Annotated in this window: 15 protein-coding genes; 7 read left to right on the forward strand and 8 right to left on the reverse strand. The window is 62.0% G+C overall.

Translation table 11 applies throughout. From position 1 onward, the window contains the following. Window position 1: 1 nt before the first annotated feature. The 6 genes from AAFG50_RS10465 to AAFG50_RS10490 all read right to left on the reverse strand — a co-directional run bounded on the left by AAFG50_RS10465 (window position 2) and on the right by AAFG50_RS10490 (window position 6,862). On the reverse strand, window positions 2-802 hold the full coding sequence (locus AAFG50_RS10465; protein WP_028174308.1) for a hypothetical protein: 801 nt from the start codon (window positions 800-802) through the stop codon (window positions 2-4). Then, on the reverse strand, window positions 786-2,996 hold the full coding sequence (locus AAFG50_RS10470) for a GNVR domain-containing protein (RefSeq protein WP_028174309.1): 2,211 nt from the start codon (window positions 2,994-2,996) through the stop codon (window positions 786-788). The genes AAFG50_RS10465 and AAFG50_RS10470 overlap by 17 nt, the downstream gene beginning before the upstream one ends. A 20-nt stretch (window positions 2,997-3,016) precedes the next feature. Further along, complete coding sequence (locus AAFG50_RS10475) at window positions 3,017-3,574, reverse strand: hypothetical protein (protein ID WP_231166652.1); 558 nt, start codon at window positions 3,572-3,574, stop codon at window positions 3,017-3,019. Window positions 3,575-3,920: 346 nt separating this feature from the next. After that, window positions 3,921-4,559, reverse strand: a complete 639-nt coding sequence (locus AAFG50_RS10480) for a transglutaminase-like cysteine peptidase (RefSeq protein WP_028174310.1) — start codon at window positions 4,557-4,559, stop codon at window positions 3,921-3,923. A gap of 159 nt (window positions 4,560-4,718) precedes the next feature. Beyond that, on the reverse strand, window positions 4,719-5,369 hold the full coding sequence (locus tag AAFG50_RS10485; RefSeq protein ID WP_028174311.1) for a hypothetical protein: 651 nt from the start codon (window positions 5,367-5,369) through the stop codon (window positions 4,719-4,721). A gap of 23 nt (window positions 5,370-5,392) precedes the next feature. Then, window positions 5,393-6,862, reverse strand: a complete 1,470-nt coding sequence (locus AAFG50_RS10490; RefSeq protein ID WP_231166653.1) for an O-antigen ligase family protein — start codon at window positions 6,860-6,862, stop codon at window positions 5,393-5,395. A gap of 279 nt (window positions 6,863-7,141) precedes the next feature. On the opposite strand from AAFG50_RS10490, the gene AAFG50_RS10495 reads away from it, so the two are divergent. The 6 genes from AAFG50_RS10495 (at window position 7,142) to AAFG50_RS10520 (ending at window position 14,006) form a co-directional block, all read left to right on the forward strand. Beyond that, window positions 7,142-8,332 carry an acyltransferase gene (locus AAFG50_RS10495; protein ID WP_011085154.1) on the forward strand — a complete coding sequence of 397 codons (1,191 nt, stop codon included), beginning with the start codon at window positions 7,142-7,144 and terminating at the stop codon, window positions 8,330-8,332. A 6-nt stretch (window positions 8,333-8,338) separates the two neighbouring features. Continuing rightward, on the forward strand, window positions 8,339-9,691 hold the full coding sequence (locus AAFG50_RS10500; RefSeq protein WP_028174313.1) for a hypothetical protein: 1,353 nt from the start codon (window positions 8,339-8,341) through the stop codon (window positions 9,689-9,691). 88 nt (window positions 9,692-9,779) lie between these two features. After that, window positions 9,780-10,832: an acyltransferase gene (locus AAFG50_RS10505; protein WP_038966616.1), complete on the forward strand. Its 1,053-nt coding sequence runs from the start codon at window positions 9,780-9,782 to the stop codon at window positions 10,830-10,832. A gap of 48 nt (window positions 10,833-10,880) precedes the next feature. After that, window positions 10,881-12,335 carry a lipopolysaccharide biosynthesis protein gene (locus AAFG50_RS10510; RefSeq protein WP_011085157.1) on the forward strand — a complete coding sequence of 485 codons (1,455 nt, stop codon included), beginning with the start codon at window positions 10,881-10,883 and terminating at the stop codon, window positions 12,333-12,335. A gap of 76 nt (window positions 12,336-12,411) precedes the next feature. Continuing rightward, a complete protein-coding gene (locus AAFG50_RS10515) occupies window positions 12,412-12,918 on the forward strand; it encodes a serine acetyltransferase (protein ID WP_342714169.1) in 507 nt (168 codons plus the stop codon). A gap of 356 nt (window positions 12,919-13,274) precedes the next feature. Next, window positions 13,275-14,006, forward strand: a complete 732-nt coding sequence (locus AAFG50_RS10520) for a methyltransferase domain-containing protein (RefSeq protein WP_028174315.1) — start codon at window positions 13,275-13,277, stop codon at window positions 14,004-14,006. A 69-nt stretch (window positions 14,007-14,075) separates the two neighbouring features. Here the strand turns inward: AAFG50_RS10520 and AAFG50_RS10525 are convergent, their stop codons facing one another. Beyond that, on the reverse strand, window positions 14,076-18,437 hold the full coding sequence (locus AAFG50_RS10525; protein ID WP_342714170.1) for an RHS repeat protein: 4,362 nt from the start codon (window positions 18,435-18,437) through the stop codon (window positions 14,076-14,078). Window positions 18,438-19,309: 872 nt separating this feature from the next. Here AAFG50_RS10525 and AAFG50_RS10530 point away from each other — a divergent pair. Further along, window positions 19,310-20,530, forward strand: a complete 1,221-nt coding sequence (locus AAFG50_RS10530) for a glycosyltransferase family 4 protein (protein ID WP_231166654.1) — start codon at window positions 19,310-19,312, stop codon at window positions 20,528-20,530. Here AAFG50_RS10530 and AAFG50_RS10535 read toward each other — a convergent pair. After that, window positions 20,527-21,924, reverse strand: coding sequence for a hypothetical protein (locus tag AAFG50_RS10535; RefSeq protein WP_028174318.1), 1,398 nt, complete (start codon window positions 21,922-21,924; stop codon window positions 20,527-20,529). The two genes, AAFG50_RS10530 and AAFG50_RS10535, sit on opposite strands and share 4 nt — an antisense overlap. Between the last annotated feature and the right edge of the window lie 65 nt (window positions 21,925-21,989).

Below are 21,989 nucleotides of genomic sequence, written 5' to 3' on the forward strand. Positions count from 1 at the left end.
CTCAACGGCTCGTACGAACGCCGTCGCCGTCGGTTGGATAGCAGCGATGGCGGACCCGCAGGCCTTTCTCCGCGACGAAATGCGAGAACAGGTCCCGATCGGCTTCCGGCGCCGCGCAAGTGCGTTCGAGCAGCGCGACGCGCGCCTCCATGCCCGCCGCCTGATAGAGCGTGGCGGCGCTGGGGTACAGGCGGGCCTGGAAGATGTCGGCGAAGTCCTGTGTGGCGTAGTCCTTGAGCTCCGGCGAGACCGCGTTGAAGACGCGAAGAGCCAACGGTGCGCGGATGAGCTGGAGCCAGGCCTCGTGCGGCGCGAAGCGATAGGAAAGATCCAGCAACTCCGCTGTTCGCGGCCCGAAGCCGACCTGGCGGATTTCGGCCCAGTAGCGGCCGAACCAGCCCAGTCCTTCCGTCGGTGCGCACGTCAGCAACGCGAGGCTCGTGGACGCGACGGCGTCTGCGTCGATGTCGATCTGCTTCAGATCGCCTGCGCGGGTCGAGTCGTCGGCGATTGCGAGCTGGAGCAGCAGGAGTTCGCGCAGCGTCTTGGCGCTGCATAGCCGGCGGGCGGACGGCAGATTGTCCCCCACGATCCGCCTCAAGCGATCGGTTTCATAGCGTTCGCCGCGCGCCACGCGGCCGGCGATCTGCGGGACCGCGGGATTGGTCACATCCGGGACAACCGATGCGACCCAGACCAGCGCGACAGCGGCGAGAGCGATGGTCGAGCCGCGCAGAAGCCAGCGAAACGCGGATCCCGCCGGCTGCTGTGCCGGCGGCTCGGTGCTAGGCGCCCTCGACATAATAGCTGTTGTAGTGCGAGCCCTTGTACGCCTCGATCCGCTTCAGCATCTTCGGATTGGCGCGATTGAGCACGGCGCCCAGGAGCTTCTTCTGGATGCCCTCGGAGCTGGCCATCGATTCCTGGAGCGCATTGCGGCTCGTGCGGCCCCACTCGATCACGTAAACCATCGCATCGACGAGGTGGCTGACGGCCTTGGCGTCGGCCACCGGCATCACCGGCGCCAGATCGATGACGATGTACTCATACTCCTCGCGAACCACCGCGAGCAGGTCGGCCATCGACTTCGAGGCAATGACGTCCGCCGAGTTCACCATGCGCGAGGCGACGACGGAGGGCAGGAAGTCGAGCCCGCTCTCCTTGCTGCGCTGGATGTGGTAGCCGAACGAGTGCGGATCCTTGAGGGCTTCGACCAGACCGGTCTTGGAATGTGGAGCCAGCGCCCGCGTCAGCGAGCGAGTGTGAAGGTCGCCGTCGATCAGCAGCGTGCGGTGGCCGGTCAACGCGGTCAGATGACCGAAATTGGCGGCGACCGTGGTTTTTCCTTCCTTCGGCAGGGACGACAGGATGCCGATCACCTTGACCTCGCGCGAGAGGCGCGCGACGTCGATCGACACCTTGATGTTCCGCAGCGTCTCCGCAAACCGCGAGAACGGATGCTCGACGACGTAGCTCGATATGTTTGCTTCCGGATGATCCGCCGAGGCTCTCGCCGGGCGAATGTCGGGAAGGACGCCGAGGCATTTCACCCCGAGCTGGTCCTCGACGTCGTTCGGAGACCGCAGTACGTCGCTCATCAGCTCCTTCGTGAAGGCGGCGCCGAAGCCGAAACAGAGGCCGCCGAGCAGGCCGCCGGCCAGCGCCAGCAGCGTCTTGGGCGAGCTCTTCTTGTCAGGCTTGACCGCCGTGCTGATGATGCGCGCTTCGCTGATCGGGAAGCTCTGGTTCTGCGTCGCGTTCTGAAGCTTCTCGAGGAAGTTGTTGTAGAGGTTGCGATAGGTGTCCGCCGCGCTCTCGAGATCGCGCAGCTTGACCTGCGCCTGGCTGGTGCTGCCGGCCTGGGACACGAGATTCTTGAGGTTGTCCTCGAGTGCCGTCTCGCGGCTCTTGGCGATCTCGTATTCGCTGCGATACGCGTCCGCGATACGGCGCACTTCGTCCGCGATGGCCTTGCGCAGCTCGTCCATGCGGTTGGACAGGTTGACGGCCGCCTGGTGGGTCTTGCCGTAGCGGGTCGACCAATCGGCATATTGGGCCGCAAGGTCGAGATACTGGGCGCGCAGGCGGGTGATCACGGTGTTGTTGAGGGCGTCCGTCACCGTCGGCTGGACCAGGTCCTTGTCCAGCAACGCCTCGATCCGGTCGAGACGGGCCTTGGCCTCCGCGGTTGCCGCATGCGCGGCGATGAGCTGAGAGTTGACGTCGGCGAGCTGCTGCTCGCTCATCAGGCCCCGGCTGGTGCCGACGATGTTGTTCTGCGCCTTGAACGTTTGCACGGCGCGATCGCTCGCTGTCGCTTGCTCACGCAGCTCGGCGCTGCGTTGCTGGAGCCATTCGCCGGCGCGCTTGGTCGACTGATATTTCGCTTCCAGCGCGCCCACGATGTAGGCGTCCGCGATGGCGTTCGCGATCTGCGCCGCCTTGTTCGGATCGATCGAGCGGAAGTTCATCGAAAGGACATAGGTCGTCAGCACGCGCTCGACCTTGAGATTCTTCTGGAGCAGCTCGACCGCGCCACGCTCGACGCGCTCCTTGCTCGGAGGGCCATCCGATCCGAACATCGCGATGACCTTGCCGATGACCAGCGGAATCAATCCTGGGTCTGAACCGTTGAACTCCGAATCCTCGGTGAGCTTCAGGCGCCGGACGATCGACAGGAGCAGGTCGTCGGACTGGAGAATCTCGACCTGGCTGTCGACGAAGCCCGGGTCGATCAGCGCGTTGGCGGTTCCGCTGTCCTTGTCCAGCACCTGGGTCTGACGCGTATCCATCAGAATGCGCGCATTTGCCGTGTACATCGGCGTCGCAACGATCAGGTAGACGAGAACGAGCGCGAGCGTACCGGCCACGATGGCGACGATCAGCGGCCATTGGCGACGTACGATGTCCAGAGCGCGCTCGGCGCTAAGCGTCGTGCCACCGACCTCGATGGCATATCTCGGACGTTGCGGAAACTGGTCTCGTGGCTGAAACATCTCTGGGAATCTTGAGGTTGTCACTCAGGGAGGGGAACGGGCTTGAACGGGTCGGCGAGTTCGGTCTTCCATTCACCCGACATCAGGCCGGCGCCCTGGCTCGAGCCTGCCGGCTGGTTATTGGCTGTAGATGGGGCAGGGCTCCCCGAAGCGGGCGCAACCGCCGTATCCTGATCCGCGAAATATCCCTTAAGCACGGAGCCGTCGTGCAGCTTGGCGACGAATTCGCTGATCCTGCGCGCGACGTCGGGTTTGGTCGCGACGCAGCGCTCCTCGGCACGGTGAAGCCCGGCGCCGATTGCGATGCGATCGGCCTGGCTCGCCTCGCGCAACATGTCCCGGACCGGCTCGAGCGCCGCGATGTCGGTCACCAGCAGCCCGGTTAGCCGTCCCGAGAGCTTGTCCCTGTCGTTCTTCGACTGCCGCAACAGAACCGAGGGATCCGAGACGAAGGCACTGATCGCGGCCGATGGGGCGCGTTCGCCGCGATCGACGCATTGCGCATGCGCCGGCGTTGCAAACGCTGCGAACAGCGCAACGGCGACGGCAATCGGCGAAGCCCGGAGAGGACCACGCAACAAGCTATCGAGTTTGAGGAGGATCGCGCTCATATCTCGTTGCGAACTATGGATGGCGTATCGATTTAGACCGTAGGTCCTTGATGGCCCAAAACTATGTCAAATTCTTGTGCGGCGCAAAATATAACCCAGCGCGGACCGAATTGCCATCCTCCGCACCGCGATTCAACATCAACGAAGCTGCTGCTGCGATCAGACGCAGATTCAGCAAATGATTGCATCAAGGTCGCATGCCTTAAGCACGATTCTTAGGCAAACGCCATGGTCAAGACAAAGGCGAGGGAATGGTCCAGGGACCATCTCCTCGCGCCTGTCGATTGGGGGCGGGTAGAGTGGAACGCGCGATCTATTGGACGGTTCGCAGCATCGCGAGACGCGTGGCGCGCAGGCGCTCGCCATGCTCGCCGATCGCGACCCAGAATTGCGGGTTGCCGCCGGACTGCATCGAGATCCATTCATAGTCCGCCGCGTTCCAGGGGCGCACCGAAGCGGAAAGATTGTCGAGAACGAAGTCTCCGTCGGCGAGACGCGCGACCAGCACAAGGTGGCCCCTGCCGCCCGTCAGGACAACTGCAAGTCGCAGCGCCGATCTGGGCCAGCCCATCTCGATCAGCTGATGGCGCTTGGTGACCGCGTAGTCGTTGCAATCGCCGGCGGACGGCGCAAGCGTCCAGCGCGCCACCATCGGATTGGTGGATTTCTGCATCGGAGTGATGGACGCGTTGACCGAACTGTTGACCTCGCGCAGCATGCTCATTGCCCGCTCGCCCGAAGGCAGGGTCCGTTCGGCGGTGTCGGCGGCGCATTCGGTGTCGTAGTTCATGCAGAACTTGACGAATTGCAGCGGCGCGAGCGCATTGTCGTACTCGCTGATGAATGCGCGCTTTGCCTGGTTTTGTGAACCGTCGTTCAGCGTGTCGGCCTTGGCTGCCGCACCGGCCGTCGCGACCCCGATCGCAACCAGCGATTTGATAATCCAGCTCATGACATCCCCATTTCGCGTTTTCTTTTTGACGCTACGGGTATCTCACAAACGATTTGAGCTTTGGTTCCGCGGAAATTTACAATTGTAGCGAAATCGGCCGGTCTCGAGACCGGCCGGGCAGGGGTGGTTAATCCGCTGTCAACGCGGCGGTTCCAGTCGTCAACGCGACGGGCTTACGGAGGTCAGAACCGCGGTCGACGTCGCTGCAAACAGCGTTTGCGTCTGCGACTGGGCGCTGCCGCCGCTCTGATTCAGCACCACGGGCACGGTCGAGGTTGCCGCGCCACCGCGCGCCTCCGCGGCGGTCGAGCCCGGTCCGCCTCCGGCAGTGGTTTCGCCCGTCGGATCGGCGCCCGCCGTCACTTCGGTGGCGATATCGCCGGTGATGCTGGTGAACGACTGGATCAGATCGGGATTGTCTGTCTTGAGAACCGCCTGCTGGATCAGCTGGGCAACCTGAGGCTGCGTCAGCACGCAAGTGGAAGCCGCAGTGCCGAGTCCGGCGCCGATGGCGCGGCTCTGATCCGCGCTGCTGGCCTTCGCTAATGAGGCAATGCCCTCGACGGTCTCGGGACGTGCGGTCAAAAGGTCGCGGACAGCCGATGCGAGACCGCCCTGGCCGTCCTTGAACTGATCGAGCAGGCCTCCGGGATTGGCCAGAAAGTCGGTGGCTCGCTCCGCGGAAACGATTCCGGTGTTGGCGATACAGCCTGCACTCACGCCGGTCGCAGCAAATGCAGCCGGCGACCCACCAAATAATGTTAGTGCTCCGACAACCACAGCGAAGCGCTTACCAGAATTCCAACTCATTGCCCTGCCCATTTCCATTCTTTTTACTTTAACTCGATTTGCGCAGATTTGCCACGTTCTTTTCGCAATTGTGACGGCAGCGATTGCGCGAGGCCACATCCGACGATAGCCGCGAAAAACACGCCATATCCTGGGATTTGCAGTGAAAAATCGATGCAGCTATGTGATACGCCCAATACGGCGACGCTCGCGCCGATGACGGGTATGTAGCGATCGCGCTTCCTGCGCCAGCTTCCGGTAAGCAAATGGTAAAAGTACCAGAGGCTGACGAGCGCGATCACGGCAAAGGCGGGAATGCCCAATTCGACGGCAATTTCCACCGGCGTGCTGTGGGCGCGATCCCAGATGCCGAGACTGCCGAGCACTGTGGGTCTGTAGGCGGGAAAAACAGCCTCGAAATTGCCGAGCCCGATTCCGAGCAGCCGATGATCGGCGATGATCCCTAATGAGGCCTGGTAGGCTGCAATCCTCTGGGGATCGATCAGCCCATGTTCGACGATTCGCCCTGCGACGAGGCCGCCGACGAGTTGCAGGAGCACGAGCCCTGCAGCCGCCGAGCCGCCAAGGACCAGCCATTTCCGCGATCTGCCGAGTTCGAGCGGCACGAGATAGAGGATGATGGCCAGCACGAATGTGCCGACCGACAGCAGAAGGCCCGCGCGCGATCCGGTCATGGCAAGCGCAATCGTGCAGATCGCGAAGCCCGCGCCAAGCGCCACCGGCGTGGAGAGCATCTGCTCCAGCTGCGCTCGCCAATCCGGTTGCTCCGGCGGCCCGCTCTCCTGGCGGTGCATAGTGCGCAGGAGCGGCACCAGAAACAGCAGGGCGCAGGTGCCCCAGAACGTCGCCGCCGTGTTTCGGTTGACAAACGTTCCCGTGACGAAGCCGAGATAGGCTTCCTTCTGCCGGAATAGGACCACGTCAGGCGCGATCAGCTCCGCCAGGATTCCGTAGAGTGCATACAGGCACCCGGCCCATGCCAGTATTCGTAGCAGCGAACGGGCAGCTCTCGCATCGCTTGCAAGAATCACCGCGCGCGTGAAGGCGAGTGACAGCAGCAGGACCGACCCGAACGCCAACCACGGTCCGCGTGCGGTCATCGAAAGGAGGTCAGGCAGGGCAAGACCGAACGACCGTCGCGGCAGTTCCCAGATGGTTGCGGATTGTGCAGGAGGGCCGCTCCACATTTGCAACGTGACGATGACGCCCACTGTCGCGACGGCCACTGCCGCCGGAATCAGCAGCATGGCGTTGCGACGGCTCACCGCTGAGAGATCGGCGGTCAGCAGGCTGCAAACGAGCAGAAAATTCCAGAAGCAAATCCACGCGAGGTCGAGGGATCCGAGCGGAAGTGGCGCCAGCACAAACACGGCTGCGGCGAAAAATCGCGATATCGCGCCCAAAGGCCCCTCTGTCGTTCTGCTCAGCGCCGACGGAGCTATCAGAACCCCGCATGAGATCAAGTTAATGCGAGCTGGCGTGTTGACCGTCATTCGCACGATTGCACGGAATGCGGCGGAGGTTCGCGCGCGCAGCCCTGATCTGTTCCAAACGCAATGCCCGTTGCCTCACGAAAGCTGAATTGAAGTTTATGAGCACGTTGCCGAAGCCGGAGCACAGATGTGTCCGGCTTCTTGCTGCCGCATCTTGTGTGCAGTGTCCGGCGCCGGAGATCGGCGGTTCGGCTCTTTTCAGTTGAATAAACCACCCGGTGGAGGCATTATATTGCACCGCAGCATTTCGCTTTGGTCGAATCGTAGAGCGTCTTTCAAGTGCTAGCTCATCAAACAAAGGCGCACTACGTTCCACTGGACAGCGTCCGCGGCCTCGCCGCCCTCTGCGTGGTCGTCCATCACTTCGTCGGATCGGATCCGCTCGCCGCTGCGCTGCCTCACCGCGCCTGGATCGACGTCGCGTTCTTTCACAATTCCTGGCTCTTCGTCGATTTGTTCTTCGTGCTGAGCGGCATCGTGATCTCGATGAGCTACGTTCAGTCGGAATTCAGCGAGTTCGACTTCCGAACGTTTACCCTGCGTCGGATCGCACGCATCTATCCGCTGCACATCGTCATGCTGTTCGCGTTTCTGGCGTTCCGCCTGATGCGGCTATCGCTGACCGAAATGGGCCTGCTGCACTTCTCCACCAACGAATCGGCGGATCTCCAGGTTAACAACGTGTACTCGTTCGTCGCGAACGTGTTTTTGCTCCATGCCATGGGCGTGCTCGACTATCTGAGCTGGAACGGCCCGAGCTGGAGCATCAGCGCCGAATTCTACACCTACATTGTATTCGCCGGCGTCGTCGTCCTGGCGCAGCGCCTCGGCTACATCAGGCTCGTCTATGTCCTCAGTGCCGTGCTGGCCGTCCTGGGCGCGGCGCTCATCATCTTCGTGCTCAAGAATGAAACGCTTGATTTCCAGACCAACGGCTTCACCCGATGCTTTCTGGGTTTCTTCATCGGCGTGCTCACGCTTCGCTTCGTCACCGGGAGAGGCCGCGCGGTGAGCCCTCTCGTTCAGTCGGTTTGCCAGATTGGACTGGCCGCCGTTGCCGTCGTGCTGGTCTGTGTCGTCGGCTTCGATGAACGGCTCAGCTTCGTCGCGCCGGTCGTTTTCGCCGCTCTGCTGGGCTCGCTGATGGCGTTTCCCGAGCGGCTCCTGCCGAAGCTGTTGTCTGTTCGACCCCTGGTGTGGTTGGGCAAGCGCTCCTATTCGATCTACATGGTGCACGCCCTCGTCCTCGTTCTCATCCAGTACTTCGCGCGGGGCGTGGGGCCGGCGCGTCTGCAGATGGTGGACAATCTTCTTCCCGGACTGGCGGCGTCGCTGCTGCTGGCCGTCTTCGTCGTGGCCGTGCTTGCGCTTTCCAACTTCACCTATCTCCGGGTCGAGATGCCCGGTTCGCGGTTCGTGCTTCGGCTGTTCAGCCGCCGTGCCGTTCCCTCTGTTGCCGCGGCGGAGTGAGGCGCGATGTCCAGCAGCTCTTCGGCTCTCCCGAGTTCGGACTGGCGCATCGTCGATCCGGTGCGGATGCCTCTGCATCATCAGCAGGAAGGCAGTGCATTCTTCAATCTCGAGGCGATCGCACTCCTGCTTTATTTCTACCGCGACGCGCTCGCGGGCGCGCTGCGCTATTATCTGGCGGTCCTCAAGATCAGTCCGTTGTGGTTCCTGCCCGACATTTTTGCCCTGGTCTGCATTTTCGCCTTCGTGCAGCGCTACATCCTGATGGGACGGAACCTCGTCGCCATCCTCACGCTGTTCTACATCTGCTTTGCGCTCTACCTCGGATACGTGTTCCTGGGTTATTTCAGCGGCATGATGTCGTCGTTCAAGATGATCGCGCCGGTGTTCGTCGGCTTCTGCTTCTGCGGGCGTAATTTCGGCGATTACGATCGACTACAGCGCTGGCTTCACCCGATCTTCTACCTGACGATCGTCGGGATCATATTGTCGTCTCGCTTCCAGATGCCGTGGGTGGGCTATGCCTACGAGACTTTCGGCACGACGCGGCAGGCGACGCGGCTGTGGTGGTCGGCTTCCGAGACACGCCTGGCGGGACTGGCTGCCGACAGCACGATGGCCGCGTTCTTCGTGTTCATTTCCTTTGTGATCATCTCGGTGCGCCGAAGCCTGCCGTGGTGCCTGTTCTGGACGCCCATCGGTCTCTACGCCATCAAATTGACCACAAACAAGACGTCGCTCGGCGTGATGGTGATCTACGTTCTTTGCCTGATCATCGTTCGTCTCGTTCCCGAGCGCGAGAAGTTTCCCATGCTGCGGCGGATGGCGCTTCTTTCGTTCCTGTCGATCCTGGTGCCGGCGGTGCTGATCGCCTTGTTCTCCGGCAACGGCCTCGTCAGCATGTCGCGCGGCCTGTTCAGCCTGCAGGACCGCGTCAACAACAGCTGGCAGCTGCCGTTCGTCTACATGGCCGATCTCATGCCGGTCGGCTTCTTCGTCGGCTGCGGCCTCGGTTGCTTCAACTATCCGCAGCTGCTGTTCTCGAACAAGCTCAGCTATTACGTCCCGGTGGATAATTTCTACCTCGGCACCTACCTGATGTTCGGGCCGATCTTCGTGGTGTTCATGATCCTGGTCATCCTCGCGGTCGCAAGGACCAGGGACATCTACAAGCTGTCTTTCGCGGTCGCCATGAACCTCTTCACCATCACTGTCTTGGCCTATGGCCCGGCAAGCGGTCTGATCATGCTGGGCGTGGCCTTCAGCGAGGTCTTTGCGCGGGAGAAGGGTGACAGGACCGCCCCGAGTGCGGCACCGCTCGCGCCTGACGTCGAGGATCTGGTTTCGCGGCCGGCATGATCGCCATGGTGCTTCAAGCTATGAGCTGCGGCGCGCAGCGCGGGCTCCGGTCCGTCGCCTTCTTTCATCTTGAGATCGGATCGTGGTGGTGAGCGGAGACAGCAGGAATTTCGTAGAGGCGATACAGGGGCTGCGCGGTGTCGCGGCGCTCAGCGTGCTGATCGTGCATCTCCAGGACATGCCGCTTCTGGCGGGCTTCCTGCCCCCCATCTGGCCGTGGCTTGAAGCGACGGTCAACATGGGCGGGCACGGCGTCGAGCTGTTCTTCATGATCAGCGGCTTCCTGATTCCGGCGAGCCTCATGCGCCACCGCAGCGTCGGGAAGTTCTTTCTCGATCGCGCCCTGCGTATCCTTCCCGTGTTCGTGATCCTGCACCTGATCCTGTTCACGGCAGGGCCCCTGGTTGGCTACAAGTTCTTCAAGGGGATCGATCTGCCGACATATCTCAAGCTGTTCCTTGTCAATCTGGCGTTCCTGCCGGACGCACTGGGATTGCCTATCGGCCAGCAGAACGCTTGGACCCTGAGCTACGAATGGGCGTTCTACATCCTGTTCGCGCTGGTCTTCGTGACGGTGGTGCGGCGGAAGAACTGGCTTCTGGCGGCGCCTTTTATCCTGCTCGGTCTCGCGGGCATCGCCTTTCGGCCGATCGCCGCGTTCTTCCTTGTCGGATTGCTGTTCAGTCTCGTCAGCCTGCGGATCCGCGTCGTCGGCTGGCCCGGGTTGCTGGCCGGCATCCTTTGCGGGGCCGCGATGTACGTGTCGATCGAATATGTGCATCCGCTGGTCGGCTTGCTCCCGGGGGCGCTGCTGTTTGGAATGGTCCTTGCTCCAGACTCCGGTGTTGCCGTTGCTCTGAGCGGCAAATTCCTCCAGTTCCTTGGAAAGATCAGCTATAGCCTCTATTTGGTCCATCCTTTTGCGCTATTCCCGTTGCAGGTGATCGGAGTGAAGCTGGCCGCGCACGGAGTCAATCTCTGGCTCCTCTGGGCCGGATTTGCAGGTCTTGGCTTAATTGCCGCGCTGATAGCGGGTACGGTCAGTTACGAGCTGATCGAAGTGCGACTGCGCCGTTTGCTGGACCCGGCGCTGCGAGGACTGTTTTTCGGAGTGCGTCGTGAAGCCCGTTATGTCGCCTGAGCGCATGCGCTCGCCATCGTTTCAGCCGGATCACATGCGGGTAACGTCATGATCATCAAGAATCTGCTCTCGATGTCGAGCGTGAACGTCGTGAAGTCGGCGGTTCAGTTCCTCATCACGCTGCTGATCACCTATTTCGTGACGCCGACGGAATTCGGGCTCGTGGCGTTTTCGCTGCCGTTCATCGCCTTCATCTCCATGCTGACCGACCTCGGGCTGTCGAGCGCGATGATCCAGAGGACGTCGCTCACGAAGGAGGAGGCCGGTGCGGCGACGACGCTGATGGTCGCGATCGGGATCGGCTGTGCATTGGTGCTGGCCGCCGCATCGAAGCCGCTCGGAGCCGCCGTCGACATGCAGGGACTGCCGGCCGTGCTGGCCGCGCTCTCCGGTTCGGTCGTCTTGTCCATTTCCGCGATGGGACCGCGTGCGGTTCTGGAGCGCTCGCTGCAATATCAAACGATCGCCCTGATCGAAGCCGGGGCCGCGATGGCGTCCGCGACGGTGGGCGTGGTCGGCGCCCTGCTCGGGTGGGGGATCTGGGCGTTGATCGCGTACTATGTCCTGATGCAGGCGGTGCGCGCCGTCGCGTTCTATGTGAACACCAGACGCCACATTCATCTGAACTTCAAATGGCGCGGCGTCGCCCTGATGCTGTCGTTCGGCGGCTGGGTGCTGGCCTCGAACGTCCTCAACTTCACTGCCAGAAACGTCGGCAATCTCCTGATCGGCGCCAAGTTGGGCGCGGCGGCGGTCGGCCTGTTCGGTCTCGCCTTCCAGTTCATGACGCTTCCGCTGATGATTCTCTCCTGGCCGGGCGGAGGGGTTCTCATGGCCACCTTGAGCCGGATGAGCGGCGAGCGGGAACAGGACCGGCGCAAGGCGGCAATTTGCGCGGTGCTCGGCATGACGGCGATGATCACGTTCCCGGCGATGATCTATCTGACCTTCGGGCTGAAATATCCCGTTGCGACATTCCTTTCGCCGCATTGGCAGGAGGTGCTGCCGCTGATCGCCATTCTCGCGCCCGCGGGTGCCGCGCAGTCGATTGCGGCCTATGCCGGCCCGATCCTGCTGGCCCACAACCAGGCGCGGCTCCAGTTCTGGGTGAGCAGCGCCAATAGCGCCAGCATGATTCTTGCTTTTGTCGTCGCACTGCCGTTCGGACTCACGGCCGTCGCCGTGGTGTACCTTGTCGTGTCGATCCTGGTTTGCGCTTTCATGCTGATGATCGGAGCCCGCAACTGCGGGGTTCCCTATGCGTCGTTGTTCGGTTCTCTGATGCCCGCCACCGTGGGGACGTCCCTGGGGACGTTGTGCGCGCTCGTGGCGACGAAGGGCGAGGTCGCAAGTCTGTCGCATTGGCTGATCGCGACGGCCGTTTATGCGGTCGTCGTGCTTTGCAGCTACGTGATATTCAGGCGTCGTATCTGGAACAGCATGCAGTCGCTGCTCGGCGGGTCGGTTCCGCCGATGCAGGCAAATCTTCCCTCGGCAGGTTAGTAGAGATCGGTTGATGTCTTCAGGAGAGGGAATGGGCGACAAGTCCCAGCCGGGAATTCCGTGGCGGGAGGACCTGATGGCAAACACCGGCAGGTCCGGCGTTGGAGCCGCTATTGTCGCCTTGCTGACGAGCCCGGGCTTTGCCGTGATCACGACGTGGCGGATCGCCAAGATGCTGCGCTTCCGGACGCGCTGGGGTCATCAGATCACCTGGCTGCTCGTGAGGGCGCTGATGCGGCGAGGCTGCTACATCTCGGTTCTCGCAGAAATCGGTCCGGGACTGATCCTGCCGCATCCGACCGGAGTCGTGATCGGCGAGGGGGCGCGGATCGGCCGTTCCGTGATGCTGTATCACAACGTCACGCTTGGCCGGCGCGCCTGGGATGAGCCGGGTTGTCCGACCATCGGGGACGATGCCGTCATCTATACCGGTGCCGTAATCGTCGGCCCCATTTCGATTGGCGCAGGAGCAAACGTCGCCGCCAACGCGGTTGTGACGCGTGACGTTCCGCCGCGTTCCGTCGCTGCGGGAGCACCTGCGCGGGTCGTGCGCTCGGAAGCACCCGATCGGATGCGCGCTTAAAGCAGCAAGGCGGGGCCCAGGGCCCTGCTGGTTATCGGGGCATTGCGCTCGAAAGAGGCTCTTGTTCAACACGTGCTTTTCGGGCGGTTCAGTGTTGTTCGGAACCGTCATTCGTTCCGCGCTGCTCGTTTGTTCGCGGACCGGCGAACCGTCCTACGCATGGGCCTGAGCAGGTTCCATTGGTTCGAGCGATGTCGCGTCCGGCCATGATGCGACAGGCGGCAAATTGCATAGATTCCGGCCATCATCGTGACGTCCTTCTAATCGGCCTTGGCGGCAAAGCGGTCACAATTCTGATTGCTGGCTATGTATAGTTGTGTCGGGAAACGTCTAATCATGTAACCGAGGGCCAGCCGATGTCGTCGATCATTACCGATTTTTCGCAAGTCTATCCCTATCTCGACGGCTCGAAATTCAAAGACACCATCGTCGTGCAGTATCGGGGCGACGGCGACGTCAGATACAGATGCGACGTCCTGGTGGATATCTGTCGGGGCAAGCGGGTCTTGCATGTCGGGTGCTGTGACCATCTGCCGCTCATCAAGCGCAAGATCGACAACCGGGATTGGCTGCACGGCCTGATTACGGAATGTTCCGAATACACCGTCGGCGTCGATATCGATGCGGACGCGGTGCGGGAAGCGTCACGAGTTTCCGGCCTCGACAACATGGTCGCGGGAGACGTGACGTCGGGTCAAAAGATCGAAGCAATATCCGGCCGGAAGTTCGACATCGCCGTGTTCGGCGAAGTCGTCGAGCACATTCCCAACCCGGTCTCGTTCCTGTCGCGCTTCAGGGAGAACTACGGCGACGTCGTCGACCAGATCGTGATCACCGTTCCGAACGCCTTCAGGGGCGGCAACATCAAGGGTATCCTGAAGAACGTCGAGACGATCAACAGCGATCACCGGTTCTTCTTCACGCCCTATACGATCGCCAAGGTCGCAATCGATGCCGGGTATGCGCCGGTCGAGGTGAAGATGGCGACCTTCATGCGCGCCGGAATGCTGAAGTCGATGCTGCTGCGGCAGCTTCCGCTGCTCGCCGAGGACATCATCTTCATCGGTGCGGCCACGCGGCCGCACTGACATCGTTTCATCCGTTCATCCGTGTTCCGTCATCGGGCCGGCAGGCGTACCTGCCGGCCCGATGCGTCGTCAGACGAACAGGAAGTTGCCGTGATCGAGCGTCGCCGAATTCACATTCTTCAGCAGGATGGAATCGGCCGAGGTGAGCTGGATCAGCGTGTCGGAGCCCGATTGCGAAATCTGGAGGTGGCTGTAGTCGGCCACCAGTGATTTCAGGATTTCGATCGTGTCGTGGTTGGACGCGGTTCCGGCGTGGAAGCTCTTGATCTGGTCGTTGCCGCCGTCGAACATGACGGTAGTCGTGCCCGGTGCGGAGGAGAAGACGTCGTTGCCGGTGCCGCCGGCCAGCGTCAGTCCCGCAGTCACGGCCGTGACGGTGTGGGTGCCGTCGGTGTTGAGGACGTCGATCGAGAGCAGCGAGCCGCTGGTATTGTAGCTGTCGTGTTCGACGGCGCCCGGCAGGCCGGAGACCTTGAACTTGAAGACATCCGTCGTTCCGTCGGCGTTGTTGAGGGTCTCGGTCGTCTTGACCCCGGTAGAGTCGTAGACATCGGTGACCTTGCTGCCGTCCGACTTGATGACTTGCGTGTAGTCGAGCGTGCCGTCTGCGTGCGAACGGATGAGCGACGTCATCTTGCCCGCAGCGTCGATGTGCTGCTGCTCCGTGACATAGCTCTTGCCGGTGATGTTGTAGATCGTGTTGTCGTGCGAGCCGTCGGTGTTGTTGGCATAAACCGCGGTCTTGACGCCCGACGTGTACACCGTCGTCGAGTTCGAGCCGTCCTTGTTCAGCACGTAGTCGCTGGTCAGGCTGCCGCTGCTGTCGAACAGCTTCGTCTCCTTGGAGCCGTCGGCGTTGACGACGTAGATCGAAGCGTTCAACCCGTTCGCGTAGTTCGTGGTCGTGACGTCGCCGCCGGCTGTCTTGTGGATCTCCTGGCTCAGGGCTCCCGACGAATCATAATTGTCCGTCGTGGTCGAGCCATCGGTTGAGTTGAGGATCTCGCTGGTCTTGTGGCCGGTGCTGTCATAGAGGTCGGTGACCTTGCTGCCGTCGCTGTTGATCACCTGCTTGTAGGCAAGCGTGTCATCGGCATGGAGTCGGGTCAGGGTCGTGAGCGTGCCGGCCGCAGTGAGGTGCTGGATCTCGGTCGTGTAGCTCTGGCCCGTGATGTTGTAGAAGGAGTTGTCATGGCTGCCGTCAACATTGGTGACATAGAGCTTGGTCTTGACGCCGGCCGAATAGACCGTGTTCGAGGACGAGCCATCCTTGTTCTGGACCAGGTCGCTGGCGATCTTTCCGCTGGAATCGTACAGCTTGGTGTCCTTTGACCCGTCGGCGTTGACGACGTAGACCGACGCGAGCAGCGAGCCATTGTAGTTGGTCGTGGTGGTGTTGCCGGAACTCGTCGTGACGATCTCCTGTTTCAGTGCTCCGGACGCCGCGTCATAGATGTCGGTCGTCGTGGCCGACGACGTGACGGTGACGACGGAGATCTTGTGACCCGTGGAGTCGTACTGGGTCGTGACCTTGCTGCCGTCGCTGTTCAGCACCTGGCTATAGGCCATCGTGCCGTCGGCGTGGGTGCGGCTGACCAGCAGCAGCTTTCCGCTCGGGTCGATGTGGTCGTGCTCGGTCGTGTAGGACTGGCCGGTGATGTTGTAATAGTAGTTGTCGCGGCTGCCGTCGGCGTTGGTGACGTAGGCCTTGGTCTTGACACCGGCCGTGTAGACCGTGTTCGAGGACGAGCCGTCCGTGTTCTGAACCAGGTCCCCCGAGATGATGCCGTTGGAGTCGTAGAGCTTCGATTCCTTCGAGCCGTCGGCGTTCACCACGTAGATCGACACCAGCAGCGAGCCGTTATAGTTGGTCGTTGTCACGTTGCCGGAGGTCGTCTGCACGACCGTCTGCTTGAGGACGCCGGCGGTGGTGTAGAAATCGGTCGTGGTGGCCGTCGACGTCGTGGTGACGACCGAGGTCTTGTGACCCGTGGAGTCGTACTGGGTCGTAACCTTGCTGCCGTCGCTGTTGAACACCTGGCTGTAGGCCATGGTGCCGTCGGCATGGGTCCGGCTGACCGACAGCAGCTTGCCGCTTGCGTCGAGATGATCGTGCTCGCTGGTGTAGGACTGGCCGGTGATGTTGTAATAATAGTTGTCGAGGCTGCCGTCGGCGTTGGTGACGTAGGTCTTGGTCTTGACACCGGCCGTGTACAGTGTGTTCGAGGACGAGCCATCAGCATTCTGGATCAGGTCGCTCGCGATGATGCCTTGGGCGTCGTACAATTTCGACTCTTTTGACCCGTCGGCGTTGACGACGTAGACCGACACCAGCAACGAGCCGTTGTAGTTCGTCGTGGTGACGTTGCCGGAGGTCGTCTGCACGACCGTCTGCTTGAGGACGCCGGCCGTGGTGTAGAAATCGGTCGTGGTCGCCGACGCCGTGACGGTGATCACCGAGGTCTTGTGGCCCGTGGAGTCGTACTGGGTCGTGACCTTGCTGCCGTCGCTGTTGTAGACTTGGCTGTAGGCCATGGAGCCGTCGGCATGCGTGCGGACGACGGACAGCAGTCTTCCGCCCGCGTCGAGCTGGTCGTGCTCGGTCGTGTAGGACTGGCCGGTGATGTTGTAATAGTAGTTGTCGTGAGTGCGGTCGGCATTGGTGACATAGACCTTGGTCTTGACGCCGGCCGTGTAGAGCGTGTTCGAGGACGATCCGTCCTTGTTCTGGACGAGGTCCGCGATCAGATTGCCGCTTGCATCGTAGGTCTTGGTGTCCTTGTCGCCGATCGGCGAGACCGTGACGTCACGCACCATCTTGCCGTCGGTATAGGCGATGTTCTCCGACGAGCCGTCGGTATTGAGCGTGACCTTGCTGGTGATGACGCCGTTCGTGAAGTTGGACGTGCTGGTCGATACAAGCCTTGCCGAGGAGTCGTAGACCCTGGTCACGCTCCAGGTATCGGTCGAGTTGGTGACGGAGAACTGGTAGCCGCCCTGGATCGCCGCCAGCGCGTTGGTATAGTGCGAGATCATGTACTCCATGGTCGCGATCGAGGCGACCGGAAGCACGTGCGTGTCGGTGAGCGTGATGGTCTGAAGCGAGGTCGAGGCGTTCAGCTCGGACATCTGCGACACGATGTCCTCGGCGGTTCCGCTGACGTCGGTCACGGCGGGCGGTGTCGTGCCGCCTCCTGTCGGAGCGTCGATCTCGATGATCAGGGGATGATCCGTGATCGGAACCACGATCTGGCTGACGTCGGTGTAGGTGGCGATCGGCGAACTGCCCTTCAGCGGGTCGTAAACGTTGATCAGATGGTGGACGCTGCCGAGGTTCACCGTGACCGAACTGGTTGGGTTCGAGATCTCGGTGTCGGTGGCGTCGTTCCAGATCTTGGGTTCCGCCCAGACCACCAACTCGTAGGCGCCGTTGCTCTTGCCGAGAACCATGCTGTTCCCGGACGCCGGCAGACCGTCGAGCGTGTAGTTCAGCGAAGCCGTCGGCGTGTGGCCGCCGGTGCCGTCGTCAGCCAGGATTGTCGTCAGATTGTGGATCGCGGTCGCCGCCAGCTTCGGGGTTCCGTCGCCGTTGAACAGGCCCCAGTGCGATTCCGGATCGGTGGGGTCGTTGCTCGCCGAAGCGTCGAGCAGCTGATAGAGATAGGTGGTGCTGACGCCGTCCTTGTAGGCGTCGACCAGCGTGTTCAGGATCGACTTGGCCTGCACGTTTTCGCTGGCGCCAACATAAGGTGTATCGCTCTTGGTCGTATAGCCGGTTTCCGTGATGACGACGGGATCGCCGGGTGTGATCGACGTCGCGTTGCCGAGCAGAGCCTGGAGGGCTGCCGCGGGGGTCAGGCTGGTGCTGACATAGGCGTGGGAGTTGGCGTAGTCGGTCGCTCCCGACATATCTCCAAGTTTGGCGTAGTCGGTCGTGTCGTTGTAGCCCAGTGACAGATTGTAGACGGGGATGTCCTTGAGCGCGGCGTCGGCCTTGATTGCGTTATAGTAGGCCGCCTGGAACTGTGCCGCGGCGGAAACGCTGGAGCTGCCGTTGTAGCTGAAGCCCTGGATGTTCGCCTCGTTGAGGCCTTCCAGCGCGATGACGCTGCCGGGATGGCTGGCCGCAAACTCCTTGACGGACTCGAGATAGGCTTGGAGCGCTGCGGTTCCGCCTTCTGGAACACCCGACGGAACCACGAGATCGAATTTGTATCCGTCCTTCGCGAGTCCTTCGACGATCGGTTGCGCCTCGGGGCTCGTGGCGAGTCCACCGCGCAGTTTGGTCACCCCGAGATATTTGAGGTCGTCCTCTACGAGGGCGAGGTTGTCGTAGGCGCCCCACGAATAACCAACATGAACATTGACGCCGATGGAACTGATGAAGGTGCTCGCCGACAGGATCGTTTGATCTGGTGATGCGGTGGTCATCGGTATTTCAGAGCCTTTTCTGGAACGCGAGAGTTCGTTGCCGCCTGTGTCCGTCGTATCGGCCAATCTCTGTTTTTCGAGTTGGTGAGATCGGTAAAAATGGAAGCACCCCGGAGATTCTCTCGCCGAGACTTTCCTGCGCGACGCTCACAGCGCACGAATCTGCTTAGACTGAGCTTCATCTGTGAAGACCACGCTAATGTGCTTGCAGCATGACGTCGCGATGGCGATGCAACGACGATGTTCGAGCGATGTTGTGCCGATGCCTAATCGCAACGCATTTGCTTCTCGTGCGGGCAGATTTGTTTCCAATGTCTTGCGTCAAGCGCTGTTAGGAGTCGTAGAAACACGGATCAAGCGTCGAATGTGACACTTGGTCTTGCGCCGAAGTCGACTGGAGCCTTCCAAATTTTCCCGAGAAGCTGGCAAGCAGTGCCACGGCACTTTCGCACGCAATTTTTTTTCTTCTCTCCTGGTGTTGTGGCGGTCGCGTCGATGTCGATGAAATTTTCGTCTGCCTTCCGAACGGGCAGGGGGTGATCTTCACCGGCATTGAAGCGGGAGGTCGAACGAACGACACGATCGGTCGGGCGCGTCGCGGAGGCGGGGCGAATATCGAGGATGTGCAACTTGGCGTTGCTTTCGCGATCCGCGTGGCAGGCTCACCCCGACCGAGGCGGCGGGGGCGCGTGAAGGCAACATCGAGCGATGCGGCCATGCCGGGCGGAGTGTCGCAGATCCGCAACGTCAATATGTTAGGCGCGCAAAGCTATGGCGGGCAAACCGCTGGCACGGCACGAATTTTGCCGCTAAGCACTGGTTAAAGTCTCGTTGATCGAACGGAGTAGAAGGCCATTCCTATGCAGGATCCCATGTCGGGCGCCCCGAATGTCATGTTTCTGGTTGAGGTCGTGAATTGCAATGACGGGATTGCATCCTATTGCGAGACCTTGGCCACGGGGCTGCACGCCCGCGGCGTGCAGATCCACCTGGTCTCCGGCATCGTGCGGTCGGACGAGAAGTCCGAATACAAGCGCCAGAAGCTGGCGGCGGCGGTCAAGCAGTGGCACGTCGTTCCCGGACTTCGCAAGCTGCCCTCGCTATCGATCTTCATGCAGCTCTGGAAGCTGATCCGGGAGAACGACATCACCGTGATCAACGTCCATGGGCTCGGCATGCTGATGTGGGGCAGGCTGCTCTCCCTGCTCACCGGCGCGCGCTGCGTCGCGACCTATCACCCCTCGGTGCTCGGGAACATCGAGAAGGTGCAGAATGCGCCGCAATCGACTTTCAGCCCGGTCCAGATCCTGTTCTTCAATCTTTTCTTTCCGCACACCCTCATCCTGATGTCGGAGGAATCGCTCCGGCATCTCAGGCGCTACGTCTTGTTCGGCAAGAACCGGATCGCCAAGGTGTATGGCGGCGTCGATACGGTGCATTTTCGGCCGCCGTCGGATGCCGAGCGCCGCGATGCGCGCGCGAAATTCGGGGTTGCCGAGGGTGAGTTCATGTGCCTGCTGGCGGCCCGTCTCGCCTGGGTGAAGGGCCATGATTTGCTCATCAAGGCGGCGCGCAGGATCCGCGACAGCGCCAGTCCTTCGCCCATCGACATCAAATGCTACTTCGTCGGCAGCGGCGGCGCCGAGCGCGAGAAGGAAATCAAGTCGTTTGCCTTCGCCGACGAGAAGGACAAGGACACGTTCAAGTTCCTCGGGTTCATGGGCGACGTCCGCGAAATCCTCTGGGCCGCCGATGTGTTCGCGCTGCCGAGCCGGTTCGAAGGATTCCCGCTCGGCGTCGCCGAGGCCATGGCGACGGGGCTGGTCCCGGTGCGGACCCCGGCAGGGGGCGCTTCGGATCAGATCATCGACGGCCAGACCGGCTTCATCGTGCCGTTCGAAGACGTCGACGCGCTCGTGGGGGCGCTCGAGAAGTTGGCCGATCCCGCGTTGCGCGCCGCGCTGTCGCGCAATGCTCTTGCGCGCGCCCAGCAATATTTCGGTGTCGGGCCGATGGTTGACCAGACCCTCAGGATCTACGGTTTGGCGGGCGATGCCAGCGGGAATCCGCTGGCCCATCCGATGCAGGCCTAGTTCGAACTGCGTGCCGAGGCCAGCAGATCGCCTCGCCACGTCACCAGGACGACGGCGAGCCCGGCGAAGGCGATCTTTCCCGCGAGCCAGAGCAGAGAGGCTGACGGAGCTGCCGCGAGCATGGCGATCGCGGCGGCCGCGACGGTTGCCTCCACGATCAGCAGCGCCCGTGGCGCAGCGCGGAACCGGATCAACGGGCCGCTGGCGAAGAGGATGATGAGTGCGGTGGCCAATGCCGCACTCGCGATTTGTCCGGCGACCGATATGTGCAGCAAGGCGCCGATCGAAGCGGCCGCCGATACCAGCACCAGCTGGCACGCCGCGACGACCACCAGCCTGGTGGCCGATTTGGTCAGATGCGGCACCACTGCGAGCGTGGCCTGAAGGTGAATGTGGAGGAAGTAGAAGACCGCCGCGACCGGCGCTGCGTTGAGAAAATCGACCAGCAGATCGGCCGGGACGAACAGATGCGCCGCATCGGGCAGAAGGCCGATCAGCCCCCCCAGCATCACGATCGTCGCGCAGAGGATGAAATCGAGCATGCGGGCGGTTGCTCTGCGCGCCTCGCCGTCGACGTCGCGCTCGAACTGCACGACGACATTGGGGTAGCTGACGGTGTGAATGGCGGTCACCAGAACGGAGAACGGCCGCTGCAGGAGGTCGATCGCCATCGAAAAACCGGCGGCACCCGTCGATGTCCGTCCGAGCGTGGCGATCACGATCAGGCGCAAGGTGACGGGGACGGAGAGATGGATGACGGAGGCGGCCGCGGCCATGATGCCGTATCGGCAGAAATTGCGCCAATCCGTCAGCAGGGCGTGTCGCGACGCCCGATGCAGCGAGGTGCGATGCACGATCAGGCTCACCAGAAGCGCCGCGCCGTAGCCCGCGGCGATGCCGCACAGCGTCGCCGCCGCGGTGCCGTAGAGCAGCGCCGCCGTGACGGCGCCGGCCAGGAGCACGCTGGCGCGCAGGATCAGGAGGACGGATGCGGTCGCCAGCCGATCGGACACGCGCACGATCATGAAGTACAGGTCGGTGGCGCCCTGTAGCACGGCCATCGCCAGCGCGAGGGCGACGACGCTTGTCTCGAGCGTGCCCACCAGCCCCGCCACGCTGCCGACGAGCAGCAGAACCAGCGCGCTGAGCAGTCCCGCGCTGAACAGCGAGAATCGCAGACGCGCCGCCTCTTCTCCGGAAGCGGCGGCGAGGAAGCGAACGCCGGCCAGTTGCAGCCATTCGAACACGAAGACGCAGAACAACTGGCTCGCCGCCAGTGCCAGCGAAAACGAGGTGTATTGGGCTGGCGAGAGGATATGGCTGACGGCGAAGATCAGAATGATCGCGGATGCACTCTGGTAGATGTAGCTGCCGAATGCGAGCAGGCTGATCATTTCTGGCTACGCGTGAAGGAAAACATGGCGGGATGATTGAAGGCCGTCGGTGGCATCTGCGTCCG

This window comes from Bradyrhizobium sp. B039 (genome assembly GCF_038965675.1).
GTDB classification, from domain to species: domain Bacteria; phylum Pseudomonadota; class Alphaproteobacteria; order Rhizobiales; family Xanthobacteraceae; genus Bradyrhizobium; species Bradyrhizobium diazoefficiens.